This is a genomic window from Kitasatospora sp. NPDC088351, from assembly GCF_040685575.1.
Classification (GTDB): Bacteria; Actinomycetota; Actinomycetes; order Streptomycetales; family Streptomycetaceae; genus Kitasatospora.
Genome location: NZ_JBFBIL010000007.1, coordinates 99,332 through 124,748, shown reverse-complemented (window position 1 = coordinate 124,748; position 25,417 = coordinate 99,332). Strand labels below are relative to the sequence as shown.

General features: G+C 73.4%; 23 protein-coding genes. 18 read left to right on the top strand and 5 right to left on the bottom strand.

Features of this window, described 5'->3' with window-relative positions; genetic code table 11:
* Positions 1-169: 169 nt before the first annotated feature.
* Entirely contained in the window at positions 170-880 is a 711-nt protein-coding gene (locus AB0P06_RS08005; protein ID WP_363605942.1) for an MOSC N-terminal beta barrel domain-containing protein, read from the bottom strand.
* 68 nt (positions 881-948) lie between these two features.
* Positions 949-1,704: a cyclase family protein gene (locus AB0P06_RS08000; protein WP_363605941.1), complete on the bottom strand. Its 756-nt coding sequence runs from the start codon at positions 1,702-1,704 to the stop codon at positions 949-951.
* 67 nt (positions 1,705-1,771) lie between these two features.
* Between AB0P06_RS08000 and AB0P06_RS07995 the strand changes: the two genes are divergently transcribed.
* The 6 genes from AB0P06_RS07995 to AB0P06_RS07970 all read left to right on the top strand — a co-directional run bounded on the left by AB0P06_RS07995 (position 1,772) and on the right by AB0P06_RS07970 (position 7,612).
* Positions 1,772-2,431: a UbiX family flavin prenyltransferase gene (locus AB0P06_RS07995; protein ID WP_363605939.1), complete on the top strand. Its 660-nt coding sequence runs from the start codon at positions 1,772-1,774 to the stop codon at positions 2,429-2,431.
* A gap of 129 nt (positions 2,432-2,560) precedes the next feature.
* Positions 2,561-3,022 (top strand): Lrp/AsnC family transcriptional regulator, encoded by a 462-nt coding sequence (locus AB0P06_RS07990; RefSeq protein ID WP_363605937.1) that lies wholly within the window; start codon positions 2,561-2,563, stop codon positions 3,020-3,022.
* A gap of 5 nt (positions 3,023-3,027) precedes the next feature.
* Positions 3,028-3,990, top strand: a complete 963-nt coding sequence (locus AB0P06_RS07985) for a threonine/serine dehydratase (RefSeq protein WP_363605935.1) — start codon at positions 3,028-3,030, stop codon at positions 3,988-3,990.
* Positions 3,991-4,041: 51 nt separating this feature from the next.
* Positions 4,042-5,205: an aminofutalosine synthase MqnE gene (mqnE, locus tag AB0P06_RS07980; protein ID WP_363605933.1), complete on the top strand. Its 1,164-nt coding sequence runs from the start codon at positions 4,042-4,044 to the stop codon at positions 5,203-5,205.
* Between the two features lie 594 nt (positions 5,206-5,799).
* On the top strand, positions 5,800-6,537 hold the full coding sequence (locus tag AB0P06_RS07975) for a L,D-transpeptidase family protein (protein WP_363606059.1): 738 nt from the start codon (positions 5,800-5,802) through the stop codon (positions 6,535-6,537).
* A gap of 130 nt (positions 6,538-6,667) precedes the next feature.
* On the top strand, positions 6,668-7,612 hold the full coding sequence (locus tag AB0P06_RS07970) for a beta-ketoacyl-ACP synthase III (RefSeq protein WP_363605932.1): 945 nt from the start codon (positions 6,668-6,670) through the stop codon (positions 7,610-7,612).
* Between the two features lie 204 nt (positions 7,613-7,816).
* Here AB0P06_RS07970 and AB0P06_RS07965 read toward each other — a convergent pair whose 3' ends face one another.
* The gene (locus tag AB0P06_RS07965; RefSeq protein WP_363605931.1) at positions 7,817-8,464 is read right to left on the bottom strand and encodes a TetR family transcriptional regulator; all 648 of its coding nucleotides are present in this window, start codon (positions 8,462-8,464) and stop codon (positions 7,817-7,819) included.
* A gap of 447 nt (positions 8,465-8,911) precedes the next feature.
* Here AB0P06_RS07965 and AB0P06_RS07960 point away from each other — a divergent pair, with 447 nt between their 5' ends.
* Positions 8,912-11,368 (top strand): PQQ-binding-like beta-propeller repeat protein, encoded by a 2,457-nt coding sequence (locus AB0P06_RS07960; RefSeq protein ID WP_363605930.1) that lies wholly within the window; start codon positions 8,912-8,914, stop codon positions 11,366-11,368.
* Positions 11,369-11,393: 25 nt separating this feature from the next.
* Here the strand turns inward: AB0P06_RS07960 and galE are convergent, their stop codons facing one another.
* On the bottom strand, positions 11,394-12,380 hold the full coding sequence (galE, locus tag AB0P06_RS07955) for a UDP-glucose 4-epimerase GalE (protein WP_363605928.1): 987 nt from the start codon (positions 12,378-12,380) through the stop codon (positions 11,394-11,396).
* Between the two features lie 123 nt (positions 12,381-12,503).
* On the opposite strand from galE, the gene AB0P06_RS07950 reads away from it, so the two are divergent.
* On the top strand, positions 12,504-13,673 hold the full coding sequence (locus AB0P06_RS07950) for a trypsin-like peptidase domain-containing protein (RefSeq protein ID WP_363605927.1): 1,170 nt from the start codon (positions 12,504-12,506) through the stop codon (positions 13,671-13,673).
* 139 nt (positions 13,674-13,812) lie between these two features.
* Here AB0P06_RS07950 and AB0P06_RS07945 read toward each other — a convergent pair whose 3' ends face one another.
* Positions 13,813-14,952: a sensor domain-containing protein gene (locus AB0P06_RS07945; RefSeq protein ID WP_363606057.1), complete on the bottom strand. Its 1,140-nt coding sequence runs from the start codon at positions 14,950-14,952 to the stop codon at positions 13,813-13,815.
* Between the two features lie 384 nt (positions 14,953-15,336).
* On the opposite strand from AB0P06_RS07945, the gene AB0P06_RS07940 reads away from it, so the two are divergent.
* The 10 genes from AB0P06_RS07940 (at position 15,337) to AB0P06_RS07895 (ending at position 25,401) form a co-directional block, all read left to right on the top strand.
* Positions 15,337-15,753 (top strand): NADH-quinone oxidoreductase subunit A, encoded by a 417-nt coding sequence (locus AB0P06_RS07940; protein WP_363605926.1) that lies wholly within the window; start codon positions 15,337-15,339, stop codon positions 15,751-15,753.
* Complete coding sequence (locus AB0P06_RS07935) at positions 15,744-16,388, top strand: NADH-quinone oxidoreductase subunit B family protein (protein ID WP_363605925.1); 645 nt, start codon at positions 15,744-15,746, stop codon at positions 16,386-16,388. The genes AB0P06_RS07940 and AB0P06_RS07935 overlap by 10 nt, the downstream gene beginning before the upstream one ends.
* A complete protein-coding gene (locus tag AB0P06_RS07930) occupies positions 16,385-17,539 on the top strand; it encodes an NADH-quinone oxidoreductase subunit C (protein ID WP_363605924.1) in 1,155 nt (384 codons plus the stop codon). The genes AB0P06_RS07935 and AB0P06_RS07930 overlap by 4 nt, the downstream gene beginning before the upstream one ends.
* A gap of 2 nt (positions 17,540-17,541) precedes the next feature.
* Positions 17,542-18,495: a complex I subunit 1 family protein gene (locus AB0P06_RS07925; protein WP_363606055.1), complete on the top strand. Its 954-nt coding sequence runs from the start codon at positions 17,542-17,544 to the stop codon at positions 18,493-18,495.
* Entirely contained in the window at positions 18,492-19,052 is a 561-nt protein-coding gene (locus AB0P06_RS07920) for an NADH-quinone oxidoreductase subunit I (protein ID WP_363605923.1), read from the top strand. The genes AB0P06_RS07925 and AB0P06_RS07920 overlap by 4 nt, the downstream gene beginning before the upstream one ends.
* Positions 19,049-19,756, top strand: a complete 708-nt coding sequence (locus tag AB0P06_RS07915; protein WP_363605922.1) for an NADH-quinone oxidoreductase subunit J — start codon at positions 19,049-19,051, stop codon at positions 19,754-19,756. Before AB0P06_RS07920 ends, AB0P06_RS07915 begins: the two co-directional genes overlap by 4 nt.
* The gene (gene nuoK, locus AB0P06_RS07910; RefSeq protein WP_363605921.1) at positions 19,756-20,127 is read left to right on the top strand and encodes an NADH-quinone oxidoreductase subunit NuoK; all 372 of its coding nucleotides are present in this window, start codon (positions 19,756-19,758) and stop codon (positions 20,125-20,127) included. Before AB0P06_RS07915 ends, nuoK begins: the two co-directional genes overlap by 1 nt.
* Complete coding sequence (locus AB0P06_RS07905; RefSeq protein WP_363605920.1) at positions 20,124-22,151, top strand: NADH-quinone oxidoreductase subunit L; 2,028 nt, start codon at positions 20,124-20,126, stop codon at positions 22,149-22,151. Before nuoK ends, AB0P06_RS07905 begins: the two co-directional genes overlap by 4 nt.
* Before the next feature lie 56 nt (positions 22,152-22,207).
* A complete protein-coding gene (locus tag AB0P06_RS07900) occupies positions 22,208-23,764 on the top strand; it encodes an NADH-quinone oxidoreductase subunit M (protein WP_363605919.1) in 1,557 nt (518 codons plus the stop codon).
* 65 nt (positions 23,765-23,829) lie between these two features.
* Positions 23,830-25,401 (top strand): NADH-quinone oxidoreductase subunit N, encoded by a 1,572-nt coding sequence (locus tag AB0P06_RS07895; RefSeq protein ID WP_363606054.1) that lies wholly within the window; start codon positions 23,830-23,832, stop codon positions 25,399-25,401.
* The last annotated feature ends 16 nt before the right edge of the window (positions 25,402-25,417 follow it).

Sequence of the window (25,417 nt, the reverse complement as noted above, 5' to 3'; positions counted from 1 at the left end):
GCCGGGCGGGAACTCATCGGTCCGGTGAGGGTGATTCAGGTCACAGGCCGATCCCGGAGTGAGGGGAACGCGCGAATGGGCGGATCCGAGGTGGCCGCCGACTGGCGGGCCGACCGGATCGGCAGCGCGCTGCGGGGCGACGACCCCACCGTCCTGCGGCGGGCCGCCGTCAGTCGAGTGACAGGGCGTCGCCCACGCTGAGGCGGCCGGGGGAGGCGACCTCGGCGAGGGCGTCGAGGCGGTTGTCGTGGGCCTGGGCGATGGCCTTGAGGATCTCCGGGGCGTGCGGGAGGCCGGGCTGGGCGGCGGTGGTCATGACGCAGCGCTCGCTGCTGCGGACGAAGCCGAGCCGGACGCCCGAGCCGCCGCGGCCCTCGCGGCCGAACCAGGCGTCCTCGACGAACGGCGGGGTGCCGGGCGGGGTGCGCAACAGGATGTTGGGGCGGAAGCGCCGTTCGTCGACCACGGCGTACGGGACGGCCTCCCGTACCCAGTCCAGGGTGGCGGTGGTGAGCACGCTGACCGGGAGCTGGTCGAAGTGGGAGACGGCGTCCTCGCGGGCGAGCTCGACGTCCGGGCGTTGCAGGTAGGCGCGGAGGAAGGCGGTGGTGTCGGCGACCGGCCGGCCGAGCGGGTCGAACAGCTCGGGGCCGTCGAGCCGGTGCCCGAGCCGGGAGGAGAGGCGGAGCAGGCCGTCCATCCGGCGGAAGCGCCGGGTGTTCTTGCCGGAGCCGAGTTTGCCGGCGCTGTCGCGCACGGCGTAGAGACGGTCGCCGGCCAGGCCGCGCTCGTCCACCTCGACGGAGTCGAGCCGCTCGCCGCCGGTGGACTTCACGGGGTAGCGCCAGAGCCGCTCGATCACTCCGATGATCTCTGCCATGGCCGGAAAGCGTAGCGGCGCCCGACGGGGATGGTCTAGACCAAGGTGCCCGTTCCGGCCGCGCCCGCTCACCCGAGCCGGGCCACCGCCCGCACCGGCGCGCCGTCGGCGGCCACCAGCCGGAGCGGGAACAGCGAGATCTCCACCGGCCGGCCGGCCTCCTGGGCGTCCAGCAGCGCCCGCAGATCGGTCAGGTTCTCGGCGATCACACCGCCGCCGGGTGCCCCGAGCAGCACCCGGTGGGCGGCCAGGGTCGGCTCCTCGGCGCCCGCCGTCCGGTCGTGCTCGTCGGTGAGGTCGGCGAGCAGGGCGGCCACCGCCGGGTCGCCGGGGCCCGGATCGGGGGTGGGGTCCACGCTGAGCGCGTCCAGGCCGACCGTCCGTACCCCGGCGGCGACGATCGCCTCGGCGGCCGCCGCGGTCAGGTGCGGATGGGCGAGGTAGGCGTCGGTGCCCCAGTGCCGGGCCCAGCCGGTGGCCAGCAGCAGCACGACACCCTCTCCGGCGGCCGCGGCCCGCTCCAGCGCGGGGCCGAGCAGCTCGGGCGTCACCGGTGTCCGGGGCGGCAGGCCGCGCAGGTCGGCGACCACCGCCGGGCCGGTGAACAGCTCCAGCGGCAGGCCGTCCAGGGTGGGCCAGGTGACGTCCACGTGGTACGGCGCGTCCACATGGGTACCGGACTGCGAGCCGAGGTGCAGGGCCAGCACGTTCACCCCGGCGGTGGCGGTGGTGAGGGCGGGCTCCAGGGCGACCGCCGGATCGCCGGGGTAGACCGGCATCGCGGTGGTCACCTGATGGGTGAGGTCGACGAGGGTCGCTGCCATGGCGCCCATCCTCGCAGGGCCGTGTCCGGATGGAGCCGCTCCGGGTGGGGCCGTATAGAAATGGGCCATGGGAACAGCGAAACAGCCGGTACGTCAGCCATGGGTGGTCGGGGTCTCGGGCGCGTCCGGGACGCCGTACGCCGCCTCCGTGATCCGGGCGCTGCTCGCCGCCGGTGAGGCGGTGGACCTGGTGGTCAGCCGCGCGGCCCGGCTCACCATCCTGGACGAGACCGGCATCTCCTTCCGCGACGCGCACTGGCGCGAGGACCTCGCGCGGTGGCTGGGCACGGACGACCTCGACGACGTCCGCTACTGGCCGGCCGGGGACTTCGCGGCCGGTCCGTCCAGCGGCTCGTACCCGGCCAAGGGCATGCTGGTAGTCCCCGCGACCACCGGGGCGGTGGCCGGGATCGCGCTCGGGCTGAGCAAGGACCTGCTGCAGCGGGTCGCCAGCGTCACCCTGAAGGAGCGCCGCCCGCTGGTGGTGTGCGTCCGGGAGGCGCCGCTCAACGGGGTGACGCTGAAGCATCTGGTGGAACTGGACGCGCAGGGCGCCGTCGTGCTCCCCGCCTCGCCGGGCTTCTACGCCGGCGGCTCCACCGTCCGTGAGCTGGTCGACTTCGTCGCCGGCCGGGTGCTGGACGCCGTCGGCGTGCCGCACTCGCTGTACCTCCGCTGGGAGGGCGAGTTGGGCGCGGCGGCCCGCCGGGACGGCCGCGACGCGTGAGGGGGAGTGGGGAGCCCGGTGACGGGAGAGTATGTTCTCTGCGATATCCGGGTTGGTCCGCGCATAGCGCCTTGGAATCCGGATAATGATCTGTGGGTCTGGCGAGGTTCGGAAGGACGCGGACGGTATATGGACACGGTGGACAGACAGCTCATTCAGGCGCTCCGGGAGAACGGCCGTGCGTCCTACGCCGAGCTGGGCCGACTGGTGGGCCTCTCCGGCCCGAGCGTGACGGACCGGATCAACCGGCTGGAACAGGCCGGTGTCATCACCGGCTACCGCGCGACGGTCAACCCGGCCTCGCTCGGTTTCGGCGTCACGGCCCTGATCGGCCTTCAACTCACCGACGCGGCCGACCACGAGGACGTCGCGCACCGGCTGAAGGACCTCGGCGAGGTCGAGGACTGCTGGTTCATCGCCGGGGACGACTCGTACATGCTCAAGGTCCGGGTCCCCGACGTGGAGGGCCTGGAGTCGGTGGTGAAGCGGATCTCCGGGACGAAGGGCGTGGCCCGTACCCGCACCACCGTCGTACTCTCCACCAAGTGGGAGAACCGGGTGAGCGAACTCCCCCTGGTCGAAGGAGAGTAACGGCGATGGCACTGGTCGGCCTGGAGGAGCTGCGCGCGGCCCAGCGGCGGATCGCGGGGGTGGCGGTGCGCACCCCGCTGGTCCCCGCCCCCTGGGCGGGCGACGGCGAGCGCCGGCTCTGGCTCAAGCCGGAGAACCTCCAGCCGACCGGCGCCTTCAAGGCCCGGGGCGCCTACAACCGCCTCGCCGCGCTCACCGGGGACGAACGGGCCCGCGGCGTGGTCGCCCAGTCCAGCGGCAACCACGCGCAGGCGGTGGCGTACGCGGCGGGGCTGCTCGGGATCAAGGCCGTGATCGTCATGCCGGACACCTCGCCCGCCGTCAAGGTCGACGGCACCCGCTCGTTCGGCGCCGAGGTGGTCCTGGTGTCGCCCGAGGAGCGCGACACGGTGCCCGCCGAACTGGCCGAGCGGCACGGCTACGTCTGGGTGCCGCCGTACGACGACCCGTTCATCATCGCGGGCCAGGGCACGGTCGGCCTGGAGATCGCCGAGGACGCCCCGGCCGAGCTGGACACCGTGCTGGTGCCGGTCAGCGGCGGCGGCCTGATCTCCGGGACGGCGGCCGCGCTCAAGCTCACCCGCCCGGGCGTCCGGATCGTCGGGGTCGAGCCGGAGCTGGCCGCCGACGCCCAGGCCAGCTTCCGGGCCGGCCGGCGGCTCAGCTGGCCGGTCGCCGACACCTACCGGACCATCGCGGACGGCCTGCGCACCCCCTCGGTCGGGGAGCTGCCGTTCGAACACCTCACCGCGTACGTGGACGACATCGTCACCGTCACCGAGGACGAGATCCGCGCCACCGTCGCCCTGCTGGCCCGGCGCGGCCGGCTGGTCGCCGAGCCGTCCGGAGCCGTCGCCCCGGCCGCGTACTTCCACCGCGCCGACGCCGTCGGCGGACGAATGGTGGCGGCCGTGGTCAGCGGTGGCAACATCGAACCGGTACTGCTCGCCGAGCTGCTGTCGGCATAGGCGTACGCTCGTTCCGGCAAGGAATCGAAGTCGGAGGAGGCGGGGCACCGCATGGACGCAGGGCTCAAGCGCGAGCTGGAGGCGAAGGTCTACGCGGGTGAGCGGCTGACCCGCGAGGACGGGATCGCGCTCTACGAGAGCGACGACCTGGCCTGGCTGGGCGGGCTGGCCCACCACGTGCGGACGCGGAAGAACGGCGACGTCGTCCACTTCAACGTCAACCGCCACCTCAACATGACCAACGTGTGCAACGCGTCCTGCGCGTACTGCTCGTTCCAGCGCAAGCCGGGCGAGAAGGACGCGTACACGATGCGCATCGAGGAGGCCGTCCGGCTGGCCAAGGCGATGGAGGTCGACTCCCTCACCGAGCTGCACATCGTGAACGGCCTGCACCCGACCCTGCCGTGGCGCTACTACCCGCGCTCGCTGCGGGAGCTGAAGGCGGCCCTGCCGAACGTCTCGCTGAAGGCCTTCACCGCCACCGAGATCCACTGGTTCGAGAAGATCAGCGGCCTGCCCGCCGACGAGATCATGGACGAGCTGATCGACGCCGGTCTGGAGTCGCTGACCGGCGGCGGCGCGGAGATCTTCGACTGGGAGGTCCGCCAGCACATCGTCGACCACGACACCCACTGGGAGGACTGGTCGCGGATCCACCGCCTCGCCCACAGCAAGGGCCTCAAGACGCCCGCCACCATGCTGTACGGGCACATCGAGGAGCCCCGCCACCGGGTGGACCACGTGCTGCGGCTGCGCGAGCTCCAGGACGAGACCGGCGGCTTCCAGGTCTTCATCCCGCTCCGCTACCAGCACGACTTCCACGACTCCAAGGACGGCGTCGTGCGCAACAAGCTGATGGCCCGGACCGAGATGGCGACCGGCGCCGAGGCGCTCAAGACCTTCGCGGTCTCCCGGCTGCTCTTCGACAACGTCCCGCACGTCAAGGTCTTCTGGGTGATGCACGGCGTCACCACCGCCCAGCTGGCGCTCAGCCACGGCGCGGACGACATGGACGGCTCGGTGGTCGAGTACAAGATCACCCACGACGCGGACAACTTCGGCACCCCGAACAAGCTCGGCCGCGACGACCTGCTCGACCTGATCCGGGACGCCGGCTTCCGCCCGGTGGAGCGCAACACCCGCTACGAGATCATCCGCGAGTACGACGGCCCCGACCTGACGCGTCGCGAGACCCCGCAGGCGATGCGCCTCTGACGATCCGCCTCTGACCAGCGGTTCTCCGCCTCCCGAGCCCCGTACCGGGCTCGGGAGGCGTTTTCTTCACCGGGCTCGTACAGCGCCCCGGGTTTCCTATCGGCCCCCTCGTTTGGCAGGATCGGCCGCATGTCCGGTTCTCATCGCGCCACCGCGTACCCCCCGTACGAGCCGATGCCCGAGCCGGCGTACGGGGCGCCGCAGCAGTTCTCCGGGGTGTACCGGCAGCCGGTCCACCCGGACCACGGCACGCCCCGGCCGGCCGGTGAGTACGGTGTCCACACGGCCGGGGCCTACGACGCGTACCCGGCCCACGAGGACTACGAGGCGTACGACCAGCCGTTCGAGCCCGTCCACACCGAGCCCGTCCACACCGAGCCCGTCCACACCGAGGCCGGCACGGTACCCGGACAGGCCGGACCGGTCGCGGACACCGCGCCCGCCGCCGTGCCGGTGGAGCCCAGGGCGGCCCGCGGCCACCGGCGCAAGCCCAAGAAGAAGCGCCACGGCCGGGCCGTGACCGCCGGTACCGCGCTGCTGCTCGCGGCCGCCGCCGGCTGGTACACCGTCGGCCAGGACTCCGCCCAGCCCGGCGTGACCAGCGCCGACGGCCCCGGCCCCGACGGCGTCGCCGCCCCCGACCAGCCCTCCCCGGCCGCCGTCCCCGGCGCCCAGCCCGCCGCCGACCGGCACACCGGGGCACCGGCCGTCACCCGCAGCGAGGCCCGGACGGACGGCTCGGTCGCCGCGATACCCGGCGTCGGTGCCACCTTCACGGCCCGGATACCCGCCGAGACCACCCAGGTCGTGCTCGCCTCCGGCCAGGGCCGGGACGCCAACAAGACCACCGTGACGCTCTGGACCCGCACCCCCGAGGGCCGCTGGCTGGCCGGCGAGAGCTGGCAGGGCCACAACGCCAACAAGGGCTGGACCACCGACCACAACGAGGGCGACCTGCGCAGCCCGATCGGCGTCTTCTCGCTCACCGACGCGGGCGGTCGCAACGCCGACCCGGGCAGCAGGCTCCCGTACGACAAGGACCCCAACTTCGTGGTCTCCGGGCGGGGCTTCGCCGGCGAGCCGCTGGCCGGCTCCTTCGACTACGTCGTCGCGATCAACTACAACCGGGTGCCCGGCAACTCGCCGCTCGACCCGCGCCGTCCCAGCGGCTCCACCAAGGGCGGCGGGATCTGGATCCACGTCGACCACGGCGGCCCCACCCACGGCTGCGTCTCCGTCCCCGAGGACAAGATGGCCGAGCTGCTGCGCACCCTCGATCCGGCGGCCCATCCGGTGATCGTGATGGGTGACGCGGCCTCGCTGGCCGTCTGACCCGCTCCCGGCCGGGGGACGTGGCCCCAGTCCCCCCAACGGTCCTTGTTGGCCTCCTACAGGTTCCGGGGGCGGATCCTGTAGCCGGTCGCGCCCCGCGGACCAGCGGGTAACCCGGTTGAGTGGCAGCATGAGCGGTTCGCGCATTGTGGCACTCGGCCACTACCAGCCCCCGAAGGTCCTCAGCAACGACGACCTGGCGGTGCTGGTCGACACCGATGACGAGTGGATCCGCAGCCGGGTGGGGATCCGGACCCGGCACATCGCCGAGGGCGAGACCCTGGTCGACCTCGCCACCGAGGCGGCCCAGAAGGCGCTGGCCAAGAGCGGCCGGTCGGCCTCCGACGTCGACCTGATCGTGGTCGCCACCTGTACCGCGGTCGAGCGCAGCCCCAACACCGCTGCCGCCGTCGCCGCCCGCCTCGGTGTGCGCGCCCCGGCCGCCTACGACATCAACACGGTCTGCTCGGGCTTCTCGTACGCGCTGGCCACCGCCGACCACGCGATCCGGGCCGGCGCGGCGCGGCTCGCGCTGGTGATCGGTGCCGAGCGGATGTCGGACACCATCGACTGGACCGACCGGACCACCTGTGTGATCTTCGGTGACGGCGCCGGCGCCGCGGTCGTGGAGGCCCAGGAGGAGGGCGCCGAGCCCGGTATCGGCCCGGTGGTGTGGGGTTCGGAGCCGGAGAAGAGCGATGCCGTGGTGATCACCGGCTGGGACCCGGTGATCAGCCAGCAGGGCCAGTCGGTCTTCCGCTGGGCCACCACCCAGATCGCCCCGCTGGCCCGCCGCACCTGCGAGCAGGCCGGTATCGACCCGTCCGAGCTCAAGGGCTTCGTGCCGCACCAGGCCAATCTCCGGATCATCGACGCGATCGCCGCCAAGCTCGGCGCCCCCGACGCGGTGGTCGCCCGGGACGTGGTGGAGTCCGGCAACACCTCGGCCGCGTCCATCCCGCTGGCCTTCTCCAAGCTGGTCGAGCGCGGCGAGCTGTCGCCCGGCGACCCGGTGCTGCTCTTCGGCTTCGGCGGCGGCCTGGCGTACGCCGGGCAGGTCGTGCGCTGCCCCTAGAGAGCCCTGGAGGGCCCTCTACGGCCACGGACGCACACATGCCGGTGGGCGGGCACCCCTTGTGAGGGGCGCCCGCCCACCGGCATGTCTGGCGCGCTGCGGTACGTCGGCGGACCTCCCCCGAGGACACGGCCGCCGTCCGCCGTTCCCCGGACAGGAGGCCGGGGCTGCGCGCGGAGCGGATGGGTGGGTAGGCGGATCGGTCTACTTGGGCGGCTTCTTGCCGGTGACACCCAGGTACACCAGGGGAGCGAGGCTGGGCTTGAGGTCCTTGACCTTGACGCCCCAGGAGGTGAAGGCCTTCTGGTGCTCGGCCGCCGAGGCGAGCAGCGAGACCAGGGATCCGGCGACGGCGGCCGCGTCGAGCGACTTGTCCGCCTGGTTCTTCGCCTGGAGTTCCTTGATGGCCTCCGTGAGCGGCTTGGCGACCGCGTTGAGGACCGTCATGCGGATCTTGAAGAACCGCTTGTCCCCTTCGGCGGCACCGAGCGTGACCACTCGGAGAATGGCGTCGTTCTTGCGCCAGAAGGCGAGGAATCCGTCGACCAGTTCTTCCGAAGTGGCCGAGCCGGACTTCCCTGCCCAGGACTTTCCGGCCACCAGCTCTTTGAGGGTGTCGGCGTCCTTGGCCATTTCCTCGGCGATTTCGAGGACAGCGCCCTCGACATCCGGGAAGTACTGGTAGAAGGTCGCGGGGGAGGTACCCGCCATACGGGCGACGTCGATGACCTTGACGTCCCGATAGGGCGACGTGCTGAGCATCTCGCGGAGGCAGTCGAGCAGCTTCTGCCGCGTCTCCTGTCCGCGTCGCCCGGCGACGCGACCGTCGACGGTGCGAACTTGTCCTGTCATGCCGTCAGCTTACCGTGGCACGATCTTGGCGCGATTCGGTGATGCGACTATTACTCCGCCCGGGGGTTGGTATAGGGGGCGTGAAGCACTTTGGACGGATATTCATCACCCCCCGGAGGCTCTGTTGAAGCCCCCCCGTGTGCTTATGACCCCACAGCGTGACGGCGAGTCCGCTGAGGGGTGATCGAGTGACAGAGCGTGACGATCGCGGGCCGGGTGTGACGTGGCCCGCGAAAAAGTTCCGGGCGTGTCGCACGCAAGCCGCAGCCGGAGCGGGCGTCAGAATCCGGCCGTTCCGGAGGCGCTGACCGGACGGTGAGCGGCCGCCGGCCGACGGCCGCTCCCGGGCCGGATCAGAGCGGGGGAGGTTGGAGATGACCCGGGCGGCATTGGAGAATCGGGTCCGGCACCCCGCGGCGGGTGCGGAAGACGGGGAGGTGGCAGCGAGTGGACCAGCTGACGGCGCACGATCCGAGGCGGATCGGGCCCTTCGAGGTGCTGGGGCGGCTCGGCGCGGGCGGGATGGGGCTGGTCTACCTGGCGCGCTCCGCGTCCGGCCGGCGGGTGGCCATCAAGACCGTCCGGGGCGAGCTGGCCGAGGACGAGCTGTTCCGGGTCCGCTTCGCCCGGGAGATCGCGGCCGCCAAGACCGTCGGCGGCTTCTACACCGCGGCCGTGGTGGACGCCGACGCCGACGCCCGGGTGCCCTGGCTGGCCACCGCGTACGTCCCGGCGCCGTCCCTGGAGGACCTGGTCGGCGAGTGCGGGCCGCTGCCGGTGGGCGCGGTGCGCTGGCTGATCGCGGGCATCGCCGAGGCACTGCAGTCCATCCACGCCGTCGGGCTGATCCACCGCGACCTCAAGCCCTCCAACGTACTGGTGGTCGAGGACGGTCCGCGGGTGATCGACTTCGGCATCGCCGCCGGTGTCTCGCACACCCGGCTCACCATGACCAACGTCGCCGTCGGCACCCCGGCGTACATGTCGCCCGAGCAGGCCCGCGACAGCCGCAGCGTCAGGGGTGCCAGCGACGTCTTCTCGCTCGGTTCGCTGCTGGTGTTCTGCGCCACCGGACACCCTCCCTACCGGGGCGGCAACCCGGTCGAGACGGTCTTCCAGCTGCTGCGCGACCAGCCCGACCTCTCCGGCCTGCCGGCCGAGCTGGTGGACCTGGTGCGCGCCTGCATGCGGCCGTCGCCCGAGCACCGGCCGACCCCGGCGCAGATCCAGGCCGAACTGGCCCCGCACCTGTTCTCCCGGGACGACGCCTCCGGCGAGGCGGGCGACTGGCTGCCTCCCAACGCGCTGGAGCTGATCGAGCGCAAGCGCAGCCGCCGTCAGGTGCCGTCGGCGTCCGCTTCCGCGCCGGCCGTCCCGCCGCAGGGTGTCCCGCCGCAGAGCGCCGTACCGCAGGGCGCCGTACCGCCGGGCACCGCGCCGCTGCGCCCGGCCGAGCCGCCGCAGGCCGTTCCGACGTACGGGTACCCGCCGCAGCGGCCGGTGTCGCTGGAACGCCCCGGCCAGGACGGCCCGGGCACCCGGCATCCCGGCGGGCCGCACGCCCCGCTCGCGGCCGGGCCGGTGCACGCCGCGCCGGTCCACCGGGGGGCGGACGCCGAGGCCGCCACCGAGAAGATCTCCGCCCGCCGCCGCCACCGTGCCCCCGGTGCCGCGGAGGACGTCGCCGAGGTGCGGCTGTCCGGCGCCTCGGTACGGATAGGCCCGGGGCCGCGCGCCGAGCAGGCCGGGCCGGGCGACGCGCCCGCCGAGACCGACTGGGTCCGCCGGATCACCCCGCCGCCGGTGCCGGCCGCCCGCTGGCGGCCCTGGCGGTTCCGGATGTCCAGCGACGTCTGGGGCACCCCGGTGGTCGCCGGCGGCACCCTCTTCGTCTCCAGCCTCGAGGTGCACGCCCTCGACATCGCGTCCGGTCAGCGCCGCTACAAGACCCTGGACGTGGCCTGGGCGCTCGCGGTGGACGCCGGCCGGGTGCACGCGGCCGACGGCCCGCACCTGTACACGGTGGACGTGGCGGACGGCACCGAGCGCTGGCGCAGCTCGCTGGACGGCTGGGTGTACTCGCTGGACGCCGCCGACGGCGTGCTCTGCTGCGGCATCCGGGGCGGCGGGGTGCGGCTGCGCTCGGCGGCCGGCGGCGCCGAGCTGTGGCGTGCCGACGACGCCCAGCAGAACTACGAGAACCCGCAGTCGGGGCCGGCCCTGGTGGCGGGTGCCGCGTACTACTACGGCGGCGGGCGGCTGCGCTGCGTGGACCCGCGCGGCGCGGGCCTGCGCTGGTCCTTCCCGGTCGGCGAGGACGTGCCCTCCCGCCCGGCCGAGCGGGCCGGGGTGCTGTACGTGACGGCCGGTACCCGGGTGTACGCGCTGGACGCGGCGACCGGCGCCGAGCGCTGGCGCTTCGAGGCCCCGGTGGTGCTGTTCACCCCGCCGGCGCTGGACGCGGACGCGGTGTACGTCGCCGACTACCTCGGCACGGTGTACGCGCTGGACGCGGCCACCGGCCGGGACCGCTGGCGCGGGGTCACCGGCAACCGGCAGGGCGCCGAGCCGGTGGTGGTCGGCGACGGCCTGGCACTGCTGGCCAGCGGCGAGGTGCTGTACGCCTTCGAGGCGGCCACCGGCCGGGAGCGCTGGCGCTACACCGCGCGGGGCGAGATCGTCGGTTCCCCGGCGGTCGCCGACGGCCTGGTCCACCTCGGCAGCCGGGACCACTCGCTGCACACCCTGGACCTGGCGAGCGGTCAGCTGCGCTGGGAGCTGGGGACCAAGGGCGAGCTGACCGGCTCACCGGTGGCGGTCGGCGGGCGGGTGTTCGTCGGCAGCAAGGACCGCTGCGTCTACGCGCTGGACGCCTTCTACGGCACGGCGGTGCCACCGCACTGACGGGCGGGCGGGCCTGCGGGCGGGGCTACCGCCGGCGGGCCCGCGGGTGGCGGGCGCACCAGCCCTCCCAGGCCGAGGCGACCATCTCCTCGACGCCGTACCTGGCGCTCCAGCCCAGCTCGCGGCGGATCAGCTCGGCGGAGGCCACCACCCGGGCCGGGTCGCCCGGCCGGCGCGGGGCGATCTCGCCGGTGGCGTCGTAGCCGGTGACCCGGCCGATCACGTCCAGCATCTCCTTGACGCTGACGCCCTCGCCGCGGCCGATGTTGAGGACCAGCGAGGTCTCGCCGGGCGGGTCGGCGGCGAGCCGCCGGGCGGCCGCCACATGGGCCGAGGCGATGTCGGAGACGTGGATGAAGTCCCGTACGCAGGTGCCGTCGGGGGTCGGGTAGTCGGCACCGAAGATCTGCGGGGCCCGGCCGGCCGTGAGCCGTTCGAAGACCATCGGGATCAGGTTGAACACGCCCTCGTCGGACAGCTCGGGCGAGGCCGCGCCCGCCACGTTGAAGTAGCGCAGGGAGGCGGTGGAGATGCCGTGGGCCCGGCCGGCGGCCGCGGCCAGCCACTCGCCGGCCAGCTTGGTCTCGCCGTACGGGTTCATCGGCGCGCAGGGCGCGGACTCGGTGACCAGCTCGGTGTCCGGCATGCCGTAGACGGCGGCGGAGGAGGAGAAGAGGAAGCGCCGTACGCCCGCCTCGGCGACCGCCTCCAGCACGTTCTGCAGGCCGGTCAGGTTCTCCCGGTAGTAGAAGAACGGCCGCTCGACCGACTCGCCGACCCTCTTCTTCGCGGCGAAGTGCAGGACGCCCCGCACGTCGTGCGCGCGGATCGCCGCGTCCAGGGCGGCCCGGTCCAGCGTGGAGCCCTCGACCAGGGCGACGCCCGGCGGCAGCCGGGTGGGGTCACCGGTACTGAGGTCGTCCAGCACGGCCACCCGCTCGCCGGCCGCCACGAGCTGGTGCACCACGTGCCTGCCGATGTATCCGGCGCCACCGGTGATCAACCAAGTCATGGCCCCGATCCTAAGGCGCCCGGGTGCCGGGCGAGTCGGGCCTCAGATTCGGGCATATCGGTGAAATGCTGACAAAGATCTCTGTAGTGGGAAACCTGCGATCCGGGTGACCCCCGTGTGGCGATGGAATCGGAGGCAGCCAAGGTGAACCGCAAGAAGGAAGCCACCCGCCCGTTCCCGGTCCGGCCGCGCCCGGCCGGGCGCGTGCCGCTCACCGCCCGCCTGGTCGTCCCCGGGGTGGCCGCCGCGCTGGCGGCACTGGTGGTGGCCGGATGCAGCAGCGGCTCGTCCTCCTCCTCGTCGGCCGCCCCGGCGACCGGTTCGGCCCCGGCGTCCGCCTCGGCGTCGTCCGTGGCGAACGGCAACCAGCTCCAGAACGCGTACCAGAAGGTGATCGCCGACGTCCTGCCCTCGGTGGTGCAGATCACCACCGCCAACGGCCTCGGCTCCGGCATCGTCTACGACGACAAGGGCGACATCGTCACCAACGCCCATGTGGTCGGCACCGCCGGCACCTTCGCCGTCACCCTGGCCAACAGCACCAAGGCCCTCGACGCCAGCCTGGTCGCCAGCTACCCCGACTCCGACCTCGCGGTGATCAAGCTGTCCAGCCCGCCGAAGGATCTCAAACCGGCCACCTTCGGGGACTCCACCAAGGTCGAGCTGGGCCAGATCACCCTCGCCATGGGCAGCCCGCTCGGGCTCTCCAGCAGCGTCACCCAGGGCATCGTCTCGGCCACCGGCCGGACCGTCTCCGAGCCCAACGAGGGGGCCTCTCCGGGCGCCACCATCGGCAACATGGTGCAGACCTCGGCCGCGATCAACCCGGGCAACAGCGGCGGTGCGCTGGTCAACCTGGACAGCCAGGTGATCGGCATCAACACGCTCGCCGCCACCGAGCCCGAGGCCAACGGCGCCGCCGCGCCCGGTATCGGCTTCGCCATCCCGGCGTCCACCATCACCAGCATCGCGGACCAGCTGATCAAGGACGGCAAGGTCACCAACTCCGGCCGGGCCGCGCTGGGCATCACCGCGCGGACCTTCTTCGACCAGAAGTTCCGCCCGGCGGGTGCCGCGATCGTGGCGGTCACCTCCGGCGGCCCGGCCGCCGCGGCGGGCCTCCAGGTCGGGGATGTGATCACCAAGATCGACGACACCCCGGTCGACTCGCTGAACTCGCTCACCACCGCGCTGGCCTCGCTCACCCCGGGCAGCAAGGTCACCGTCACCTACGTCCGGGACGGCCAGAGCAGGACCGCCGACGTCACCCTGGGCACCCTGGCCACCCCGTAGGCCCCGTACGGCGGCCGGCCCGCAGCCGCGCAAGGGCCGCGCGGGCCGGCCGCCGTACGGGCGGAAGGAGCCGGGACCTCGTCACTGCCTCGACGAGGTCCCGGCTCTCGGCGTACCGGCGGGCTCGCGCCGCCCGGAGTCAGCGGCGGGCGGTGCGGGTCCGCCAGGGGAGCTCGATGGTCACCGTGGTCGGGCCGCCGTCCGGGCTCTCCACCAGGAACACCCCGTCGACCGCGCGGACCCGCTCGGCCAGACCGGCCAGGCCGCTGCCCGGGTAGGCGGCGGCCCCGCCCTTGCCGTCGTCCTGGACCAGCAGCATCAGCTGGTCACCGGCCCGCCAGGCGTCGACCGTGGCGGTGCGGGCACCGGAGTGCTTGGAGACATTGGTCAGCAGCTCGCTGACGGTGAAGTAGGCGATGCCCTCGACCGCCGAGTCCGGGCGCTCCACGGCGCCGTCGTCGCCCTTCAGCTCGACCTGCACCCGCACCCCGCCCGGCACGGTGCAGCGGGCGGCCACCGCGGAGAGCGCCGCGTCCAGGCCGCGGTCGGTGAGCACCGCCGGGTGGATGCCCCGGGCCAGGTCGCGCAGTTCCTGCAGGGCGAGCTTCACCTCGCCGTGCGCGTTGTCGACCATTCTGGCGGCGGCGGCCACGTCGTCGGGCGTCTCGGTCTCCTTCAGCCGCTCCTTCGCCAGGCCCAGATCCATCGCCAGCGCCACCAGCCGGGCCTGGGCGCCGTCGTGCAGATCGCGCTCGATCCGGCGCAGGTCGGCGGCGGCGGTGTCGACCACCGTGCCGCGGTCGTCCTCCAGCTCGCGCACCCGCTCGGACAGCGCGCCGGGGTAGAGCAGGAGCTCCACCAGCATCCGGTCCACCGCGGCCTGGAAGCGGACCACCCACGGCAGGACCGGCCAGCCGACGATCACACAGATCAGTGTCACCGTGAAGCTCAGCACGCCCCAGGGCAGCAGCAGGATGTTGTACAGGGCCGAGCGCCAGCTCAGCGCGTCGGTCAGGTGGGCGACCGCGTAGCCCATGGCACCCGGCCTGGTCCGGCGCACCGGCTCCGGCTCGGTCACGCCGGAGTCGTACGCGGACCGGGCCCGGCGCCGGGCGAACGCGCCCAGGCCCCGGCAGCCGGCCAGCCCGGCGGCCAGCAGCGGCAGGCCGACCACCGTGATCGACAGCGCCAGCCCGATGCTCAGCATCGCGAAGGTGAAGACGAACCCCATGATGCCGAGCGGCAGGTTGAACATCAGCTGCCCGGCCTGCTTCCACATCCGCGCGCCGTACAGCGGGGCACGTCCGATGCGCGCGTCCTGCTCTCTGATGGCATCCGCGGCGCGGCGGTGCAGAGGCTTCATCTGGATCTACCGTCCCTCTTGATCGAGCTGGTGGTCCAAGCTTCCCCGGAGGGGGCGGGGCGTGGCCATGGGGGTGATACGTCTCCCCGGGCGGGGGTTAACCCCACCTTCGGGGGAGACCGCCGCGCGGCGCCGGGGTGTCCACGGGTTGTCCACCGGCCGTCTTGCGGATCGGGCGGGGTGCGGGGGTGGGGAGCCGTGCACTTAGACTCACGCATTGGCGATGGTTATGACCGTGTAAAGAAACGTCGTAGAACTGCCTTGTAGGGCGGTTTTCACGGCCGATGTGGAGGCGAAGGCATGGAGGGGCAGCAGGCGGCTGCCGCCGCGGCCGACCCGGCGGTCGGCAGCGGCTACTTCGACGCGTATGCCGCGATGGGCCTGCTCGCCGTCGTCGGCGTGCTCTTCGTCGCCGTGGCGTTCACCGCCAACCGGCTGCTGCGGCCGGTGGTGTACTCGCCGGAGAAGCTCCTCGCCTACGAGTGCGGCGTGGACCCGGTGGGGGAGGACTGGGCGCACACGCAGGTCCGCTACTACGTCTACGCCTTCCTGTACGTGATCTTCGCGGTCGACGCGATCTACCTGTTCCCGTGGGCGACCGTCTTCGCCGCCGACGGGTACGGCGCCGGGACGCTGATCGAGATGTTCGTCTTCATCGGCTTCCTCGCGGTCGGGCTGCTCTACGCCTGGAAGAAGGGCGTTCTGGAATGGACGTGACGCACAACCACTCGCACGGGCACGGCGCCGCCGGCGGCCCCGTCCCGCTGGGCCTCCCGGACCCGTCGCGCCCCGGCGCCGCGGTCGAGCCGCACGGTATCGGCCCGCTGGCCAGGCTCGCGCCGGACCCGGTCAAGGTCGTGCTCAACTGGGGCCGCCGCTACAGCCTCTGGTGCTTCAACTTCGGCCTGGCCTGCTGCGCGATCGAGTTCATCGCCGCGTCCATGGCCAAGCACGACTTCATCCGGATGGGTGTCATTCCGTTCGCGCCCGGGCCGCGCCAGGCCGATCTGATGATCGTCTCGGGGACGGTGACGGACAAGATGGCGCCCGCCGTCAAGCGCCTCTACGAGCAGATGCCCGAGCCGAAGTACGTCATCTCCTTCGGCGCCTGCTCCAACTCCGGCGGCCCGTACTGGGACTCCTACTCCGTCACCAAGGGCGTGGACCAGATCATCCCGGTCGACGTCTACGTACCCGGCTGCCCGCCCCGGCCGGAGGCGCTGCTCCAGGGCATCCTCAAACTCCAGGAGAAGATCGCCGCCGAATCGCTGCCCGCCCGCTACGCCGCGCCCGCCGCGGCGCTGCGGCGTCCGCTGGTGGCCGGCCCGGCACCCGAGGGAGGGGCCTCATGAGCACCGCCGAGCAGTACGCGGCGTCGGTCGGCGAGTGGGCCACCGGCGCCGAGGCATACGGGCTGATCACCGTCGACGTGCCCGCCGAGCACTGGATCGAGGCGCTGACCGCCGCCCGGGACGGGCTGGGCCTGGCCTTCTTCGACTGGCTGAGCGCCGTCGACGAGCTGGCCGAGGGCTTCTCCGTGGTCGCGCACCTGGCCGCCCCGGAAGCCCCCGGCGTGCGCCACCTGGTGCTGCGCACCCGGGTACCGCGTGACAAGGCCGCGCTGCCGACCGCCGTGGCGGTGTACGCCGGTGCCGCCTGGCACGAGCGCGAGACCCACGAGATGTTCGGCATCGACTTCCCCGGGCACCCCTACCTGGCCACCCTGCTGCTGCCGGACGGCTTCGAGGGGTACCCGCTGCGCAAGGAGTTCGTCCTCGCGGCCCGGGTCGCCAAGGCCTGGCCGGGTGCCAAGGAGCCGGGCGAGTCCGACCACGGCGACGGGCCGGCGCGACGCAAGATGCAGCCGGCCGGTGTGCCGGACCCGAACGAGTGGGGGCCGCTCAAGGGCACCCTGCCGCCGGTCGCCGAGCGGCCCGCGCGTGGCGCGCGGGCGGCGGGGGCGGCGCGTACGCCGCGGGCCGCGGCCGGTGCGGCGGCCGGTGCTGGTGCGGCCGGTGCCGAGGGTGCCGCGCCGGTGCGGGCGGATCGTCCGAGGCGGACCAGGACCGTCGGCGAGGGGTCGGTCAGCCAGGGCGGCGAGGGTGCCGCCGAGGGCACGCCCGCGGCCGAGGGTGCCGCGCCGGTGCGGGCGGATCGTCCGAGGCGGACCAGGACCGTCGGCGAGGGGTCGGTCAGCCAGGCCGCCGAGGCCGCCGGGCCTGCCGCATCCGCTGAGCCCGTTGCGCCCGCTGAGCCCGCTGAGCCCGCTGAGCCCGCTGAGCCCGCCGAGGCTGCCGCGCCCGCTGAGCCCGCCGAGGACGCCGAGCCGAAGCCGGAGCGGTCGGCGCCCGCCCGTACCCGGTCCGCCGACGCGCCCTGGCACTCGCCGGTGCCCGCGCACGACGAGCCCGGGAGCGCGGCGGAACCGGACGGCGCGGAGCAGCCCGGGACCGGGAGCGAGAAGCCGGCCGCACCGGCCGACCAGGACGGAGACAGCGCGTGAACCTGCTCGACACGTTGCTGCGCTGCGTCGCCACGCTCGTCGTCTTCCTCACCCTCCCCCTGGTCATCGGCCAGACCGAGCACAAGGTGATGGCGCACATGCAGGGCCGCCTCGGCCCGATGTACGCCGGCGGCTTCCACGGCTGGGCGCAGCTCGTCGCCGACGGCGTGAAGTTCGCGCAGAAGGAGGACATCGTCCCGGCCGGGGCGGACCGCCGGATCTTCCAGCTGGCGCCCGCCGTCTCGCTGCTGCCGTACCTGTTCGTGCTGCTCGCGATCCCGGTGGGCCCGGACGGCTTCGTCGGCCAGGCGGTGGACGCCGGCCTGTTCTTCGTCCTCGCCGTGCTCGGCGTCGGCGTGCTCGGCAAGCTGATGGCCGGCTGGGCCTCGGCGAACAAGTTCTCCCTGCTCGGCGGCCTGCGCACGGCCGCGCAGCTGATGTCGTACGAGCTGCCGATGGTGCTCGCCGCCGCCTCCGTCGCGATGGCCGCCGGGACGCTGTCGCTGCCCGGGATCATGGACGCCTGGCAGTGGTACTGGATCCCGTGGCAGATCATCGGCGCGTTCGTGTTCTTCACGGCCGGCCTCGCGGAGCTCCAGCGCCCGCCGTTCGACATGCCGGTCGCCGACTCGGAGATCATCTTCGGCGCGTACACCGAGTACACCGGCCTGCGCTTCGCGCTGTTCCTGCTCTCCGAGTACGTGGGCATCCTGGTGGTGTCCGCGCTGACCGCGGTGCTGTTCCTGGGCGGCTGGCACGGCCCGCTGCCGGACCAGCTCGGCTGGCTGTGGACGATCCTGAAGACCTTCGCGCTGGCCTTCGTGGTGATCTGGCTGCGGGTCACCTTCCCGCGGCTGCGCGAGGACCAGCTGATGCGCTTCGCGTGGCTCGTGCTGATCCCGCTCGCCCTCGTCCAGCTCGCCCTCACCGGCATCATCAAGGTGGCGATCTCATGAGCTTCCCCGGCGCCGGCCTGGCCAAGGGCCTGGCCGTCACTCTGCGGACGATGACGAAGAAGAGCGTCACCGCGCAGTACCCCGAGGTGCAGCCCGCGCTGCCGCCGCGCTCGCGCGGCGTGATCGCGCTGCTGGAGGAGAACTGCACGGTCTGCATGCTCTGCGCCCGGGAGTGCCCGGACTGGTGCATCTACATCGACTCCCACAAGGAGACGCTGCCGGCCGCCGACCCGAACGCCCGCGCCCGCACCCGCAATGTGCTGGACCGGTTCGCCATCGACTTCTCGCTCTGCATGTACTGCGGGATCTGCATCGAGGTCTGCCCGTTCGACGCGTTGTTCTGGTCGCCCGAGTTCGAGTACGCGGAGACCGACATCCTGGAACTGACCCATGAGCGGGACAGGCTCCGCGAGTGGATGTGGACCGTCCCGGCGCCACCGGCGCTGGACCCGGCGGCCGAGGAGCCCAAGGAGATCGCCACCGCGCGCAAGGCGGCGGACAAGCTGGCCGCCGCCGCTGCCGCCGCGGCTTCGGACGAGGGGGGTGCCGCGGAATGAGCCCGCTGCTGCTCGCCGCGACCGGGCCGCTGGATCCGGCCGCCCGGTCCTTCCTCTCCCCGACCGGGGTGGAGATCGTCTTCCTGCTGGTCGGCATCGCCGTGCTCGGCTCGGCCGTGGTCGCCGTCACCACCAGGCAGCTGGTGCACGCCGCGCTCTGGCTGGTCGTCGCGCTCGGCGGGCTGGCGGTGGAGTTCCTGCTGCTCACCGCCGAGTTCATCGCCTGGGTGCAGGTGCTGATCTACCTCGGCTCGGTGGTCGTGCTGGTGCTGTTCGGGCTGATGCTCACCAAGGCGCCGATCGGGCGCTCGCCGGACGCCGACTCGGGCAACCGGTGGGTGGCCCTGGTGGTGGCGCTGGCTTCGGCCGGCACCCTGGTGACGCTGGTCGTGGACGCCTTCCGGACCTCCTGGATCGACCTCGGTGCGGGCGGCGGCTCGGCGGCCGTGACGGGCGCGAGCCTGTTCCGGACCTGGGTACTGCCCTTCGAGGCGCTCTCGGTGCTGCTGCTGGCGGCGCTGGTCGGGGCGATCGTGCTGTCGCGCGGGGCCGGGCGGCGGGTGCCGCCGCCCCGGGCCGGCCGACTGCGGGCCGGGCGGCCGGTGGGGTCCAACGTGACCGTCGCCGCCGCCGCGGCGAAGGCCGCCGGTACGCCCGGGGCGCCGGCCGGTCCCGCCTCGACGACCCCGCCGCAGGAGGGCTGATGCATCTCGCCTACCCCGTCGTCCTCGCCGCGCTGCTGTTCAGCGTCGGCGTGTACGGCGTGCTCGCCCGGCGCAACGTCGTCCTGGTGCTGATGTCGGTCGAGCTGATGCTCAACGCCGTCAACCTCAACCTCGTCGCCTTCGACGCCTGGCTGCGCGACTCACTCCACGCCGGCCAGGCGCTCACCCTGTTCACCATCACCATCGCCGCCGCCGAGATCGGTCTCGGGCTCGCCATCGTCCTGCTGCTGTTCCGGGCCCGGGGCACCGCGGACATCGACAAGGTCACCGCGCTCGGCGACCCGTCCGAGTCCACCGCCGAGGAGGCGCCCGCCGGCGCCGAGGCGCTGAAGGGCCAGGCCGCCGTATGAACCTCGCCCTGCCCGCCCTCGTCCCCGCCCTGCCCGCGCTCGGCGCCGCGGCCACCCTGGCCACCGGCCGGCGCGCCCCGGGCCTGGCCCGGCCGCTGGCGATCGTGCCGGTCGCGGTCTCGGCCGTGCTGGCCCTGGTCGTCGCGCTCCAGCTCGGCACCGGCCAGACGCTGGACGCCGCCACCCGGCTCACCCCGACCGGCGGCCCCGACATCGCGCTCGGCATCCACCTGGACGGCTTCAGCTCGCTGATCTCCGTCCTGGTCGGCCTGGTCGCCACCTGTGTGCAGGTCTACTCGACCGCCTACCTCAAGGACGACCCGCGCTACCCGTCCTACGCGGCGCTGGTCTCGCTGTTCACGGCGGCGATGTTCCTGGTCGTCTACTCGGGCGACCTGATCGTGCTGCTGGTCGGCTGGGAGGTCATGGGCATCTGCTCGTACTTCCTGATCGGCCACCACTGGGAGACCGCCGACGCCCGTTCGGCCTCGCTGAAGGCCTTCCTGGTCACCAAGCTCGGCGACGTGCCGTTCCTGTTCGGCATCTTCCTGCTCGGCGCCGACGCCGGAAGCTTCCGGATCCCCGACGTGCTGACCGCGGCCACCGACGGGCGGCTCGGCCACCCGACGCTGATCGCGCTGCTGCTGCTCGCCGGTGTGGCCGGCAAGAGCGCGCAGTTCCCGCTGCACACCTGGCTCCCGGACGCGATGGCCGGCCCGACGCCGGTCTCCGCGCTGATCCACGCCGCCACCATGGTCGCGGCCGGCATCTACCTGGTCGCCCGGCTGCTGCCGGTCTTCCTGCTCTCGGGCGCGGCGCTGGTCGTGCTCGCGGTGATGGCCGCCGTGACGATGATCGGCTCGGCGCTCTGCGCGCTCGCCCAGGACGACCTCAAACGGGTGCTCGCCTACTCGACCGTCGGCCAGCTCGGCTACATGGCCGGCGCGCTGGCCAGTGGCGACCGCGAGGCGTCCGTCTTCCACCTGGTCAGCCACGGCGCGTTCAAGGCGCTGCTGTTCCTGGCCGCCGGTGTGGTGATCCACGCCGCGCACACCAACTCGATCTCCGCGATGTCCCGGATGCCGGGGCTGCGCAGGCGCGTCCCGGACGCCTACTGGACGATGGGCATCGCGCTGGTCGCCCTGGTCGGGCTGCCGCCGTTCTCCGGCTTCTTCAGCAAGGAGGCGGTGCTGACCGCGGCCGAGCACGCCGCCAACGGCGAGGCGCTGACCAACGGCCTCGGCCCGGCCTCGGCCGTGCCGCAGACGGCCGGCTGGATCGTGCTGATCTCGGCCGGGCTCACCGCGCTGATCACCGCCGCGTACGCGACCCGGCTGTTCCTGGTGGCGTTCCACGGCCCGGCGGCCGCCGCCGGTGCTGCCGCTCCCGCCGGGCCGGAGGCGGACGCGCCGTACTCGCCCGAGGTGGACGAGGCCGACCCGGCCACCGCCGAGCCGCCCGCGATGCGCTGGCCGCTCTGGGTGCTCGCCGTCCCGACCATGGGCTTCGGCGTCGCCGGCCTGCGCTCCGACTGGCTGCCCGCGCTGCTGGACGGCGGCTCGCTGCGGCCGTCGGCGGTCACCGCGGTGACCGGCACCGGCCTCGCCCTGGTGGGCGTGCTGCTGGCGTACGGGGCCTGGCGGTCGGCGACCGCACGGCTCGGCGCGGGCCGGCCGGCCCCGGCCGCCGAGGGCCGGGTGCCCGGGCAGGCCGGTGCCCCGGCCGCCGAGGTGATCGTCGCCGACCCCGGGCGCACCCTGCTCGGCCCGCTGTTCGGCCCGGCCCGGCACGGCTTCGGCGTCGACCGCCTCTACAGCACGCTGTTCGTCCGCCCGGTGACCGCCGCCGCGCGGCTCGTCCGCTTCCTCGACCGCGAGGTCGTCGAGACGTACGTCCGCAGCGGCGGGCTCGGCGCCAACCTGCTCGGCCGGGCCGTCCGGCTGGCGCAGACCGGCAACGCGCAGACCTACCTCAGCGCGCTGCTCGCCGGCGTCGTGCTGCTGGCCGTCCTGGTGGCGGTGTAGCGCATGCCCCAGCCGACCCACCCCGTCCAGCCGACCGCAGCCCGTAGGAGCCACCGATGAACGCAGTCCTCATCGCCCTCCTGGCACTGCCGCTGCTCGGTGCGGCCCTCACCCTGGCGCCGGTGTTCGGCACCGACCCGGCCGTCGCCGACCGGCGCGCGCTGCGGCTGAACACCGTCCTCACCGGTGCCGTCCTCGTCCTCACCGTCGCCCTGGCGGCCGGTTTCGACCACGACGAGCCCGCCCGGATGCAGGCCACCACCGACGTGTCCTGGATCCCGGCCATCGGTGTGCGCTTCCACCTCGGTGTGGACGGCGTCTCGCTGCCGCTGATCGTGCTGACCTCGCTGCTCACCTTCCTCTGCGCGCTGTACTCGGAGCGGCGGCTGCCGAGCGGGGAGCACGTGCCCTCCGCCCGGGCCTTCACCGGGCTCTTCCTCCTCCTCGAAACCGGCATGCTCGCCACCTTCGCGGTGCTGGACCTCGTGCTCTTCTTCCTGGCCTTCGAGATCGTGCTGATCCCGATGTACTTCCTGATCGCCCGCTGGGGGAGCGGGGCGAAGGTGCCGGCCGCCAACCGGTTCATCCTGTACACGCTGCTCGGCTCGGCCGTGATGCTGCTCGGCTTCCTGCTGGTCGGCAGCAAGGCGGGCACCTTCGACATGCAGGCCCTGGCCGCCGCCCACGGCAGCGGCCTGAGCCACACCACCCAGGTGATCGCCGCGCTGGCGATCATGATCGGGCTCGCGGTCAAGGCCCCCGCCTGGCCGCTGCACAGCTGGCTCCCGGACGCGCACACGGCGGCCCCGACCGTCGGCTCCGTGCTGCTCGCCGGTGTGCTGCTGAAGATGGGCACCTACGGTCTGGTCCGCGTCCTCCTCCCGGTCGTCCCCGACGGCACCGCGACGCTCGCCCCCTACCTGGGCGCGTTCGCCGCCGTCGGCATCGTCTACGGCTCGCTGGTCTGCCTCGCGCTCGCCCGGTCCGGAGCCAAGGGCGACCTCAAGCGCCTGATCGCCTACTCCTCCGTCGGCCACATGGGCTTCGTGCTGCTGGGCATCGCCTCCCTCACCCCGGTGGGCGTCAACGGTGCCCTGTTCGCCAACATCGCCCACGGCCTGATCACCGGCCTGCTGTTCTTCGTGGTGGGCACGCTGAAGGACCGCTACGGCACGGCGGACCTCGACACCCTCGCCGGCTCCACCGGCGCCGCCCTCTACGGGCGGGCGCCGCGGATCGGCGCGCTGCTCGCCTTCGCGGCCGTCGCCAGCCTCGGCCTGCCCGGGCTGGCCGGCTTCTGGGGCGAGCTGCTCGCGATGTTCGGCGCGTTCGATCCGGCCGAGGGCCTGTCGCGCCCCGCCTTCGTCACCTACATGGTCCTGGCCGGTCTCGGCACCCTCCTCACCGCCGCGTACCTGCTGATCGTGGTCAAGCGCGTCTGCATGGGCGACCCGAAGCAGCCCGCCCCGGTGCCGGAGCTCGCCGATCTGCGCCCGTACGAGGCCGTCAGCTGGACGCCGCTGGCCGCCCTCACCCTGCTCGCCGGCCTCTGGCCCGCGCTCCTGCTCGGTCTCTCCGATCCCGCCGTCAAGCACCTCCTCGGGGGTGGCTGATCATGCTCGGCACCGCGCTCGGAGCCCAGCTCGCACTCGGACCTCACTCCACGGGGCAGCCCACTGTGACCTCCCTCGCCGTAGCCAACCCGGGCAGCCTGATCCAGTCCGTGGACTGGGTGGCGATCGCGCCCCCGCTGATCGCCGCCGTGGCCGCCCTCGCCGTGCTGGTCACCGACCTCTTCCTGCCCGCGCGCCACAAGAAGCTGCTCGGCCGGCTCACCGCGGCCGGACTCGCCCTCGCGCTCGTCTCCCTCCTCTCGCTGACCGGCGGCGGGCCCCGGGGCACCTTCTGCGTCCGGGACACCGGCACCGACGCCCAGAACGCCGGCTGCTCGTACGTGGCCGACCACTTCGCCCTGGTCTTCCAGCTGCTGGCGCTCGGCGGCGCGCTGATCGCCGCGCTGCTGTCGATGCACACCGTGGACGAGGAGGCGCCGGGCGGCGGCTCCGCCGCGGGGCTGCCCCGCGGCGAGTACTGGTTCCTGCTGCTCTCCAGCGCCACCGGTGCCGCCCTGCTGCCCGCCGCCCGTGACCTCGCCACCCTGGTGGTCGCCCTGGAGGTGGCCTCGCTGCCGGCCTTCGCGCTGGTCGCGCTGCGCCGCGACGGCCGGGGTGCCGAGGCCGCGCTGAAGTTCTTCCTCTCCTCCGTCACCGCGACCGCCGTGATGCTGCTGGGCGTCGGCTTCGTCTACGCCGCCAGCGGCAGTCTGCACCTCGCGCTGATCGGCCACGGCCTGGACGGCGTCCCCGGACAGCTCAAGCCGCTGGCCGAGGCCGGTGCGGTGCTCACCCTGGTCGGCTTCGCCTTCAAGGTCGCCGCCGCCCCGTTCCACTTCTGGGTGCCCGACACCTACACCGGTGCCCCGCTGCCGGTGGCCGGCTACCTCTCGGTGGTCGGAAAGGCGGCGGGCCTGGCCGGTCTGGCGCTGGTCACCACGATCGCCTTCCGCCCGTACGCGCACACCTGGGGTCTGGCGCTCGCGGTGCTGGCCGCCGTCACCATGACGGTCGGCAACGTGGGCGCGCTGCGCCAGCGCTTCGACACCTCGTACAGCGCGGTGCGGCTGCTCGCCTGGTCCTCCGTCGGCCAGGCCGGCTATCTGCTGGTGCCGCTGGCCGCCGCCGGCTACGCGCCCACCGGGACCGACCCGCTCGGCGCCACCGCCGCGTACGCGCTGATCTACGGCGTGGTGAACCTGGGCGCCTTCGGTGTGGTCGCCGCCGTCGGCCGCCGGGCCGGGACCAGGGTCGACGACTTCCGCGGCCTGTTCGCCCGGCGCCGCTGGACGGCTCTGGCGCTCGCCTTCTTCCTGCTCTGCCTGGCCGGGCTGCCGCCGGGCGTGGTCGGTCTGTTCGGCAAGGTGGTGGTGTTCCGCGCCGCCGTCGACTCCGGGCTGGGCTGGCTGGCCGTGGTGATGGCCGTCAATGTGGTCATCGCCCTGTACTACTACCTGCTCTGGACGGCGCGGCTCTTCGCGCCGGCGGCGGACGGCGGGAAGGCGGCGGAAACGGCCCCCGAGCCACGGCTGCCCGCCTCGCTGGCCGCCACCCTCGGCCTCACCGCCTCGGCCGCCGTGGTGCTCTCGGCGGCTCCGCAGCTGGTCCTCCAGGTGGCCGGCGGCACGCTGTTCTGAGCCCCGGCCGGCGGTG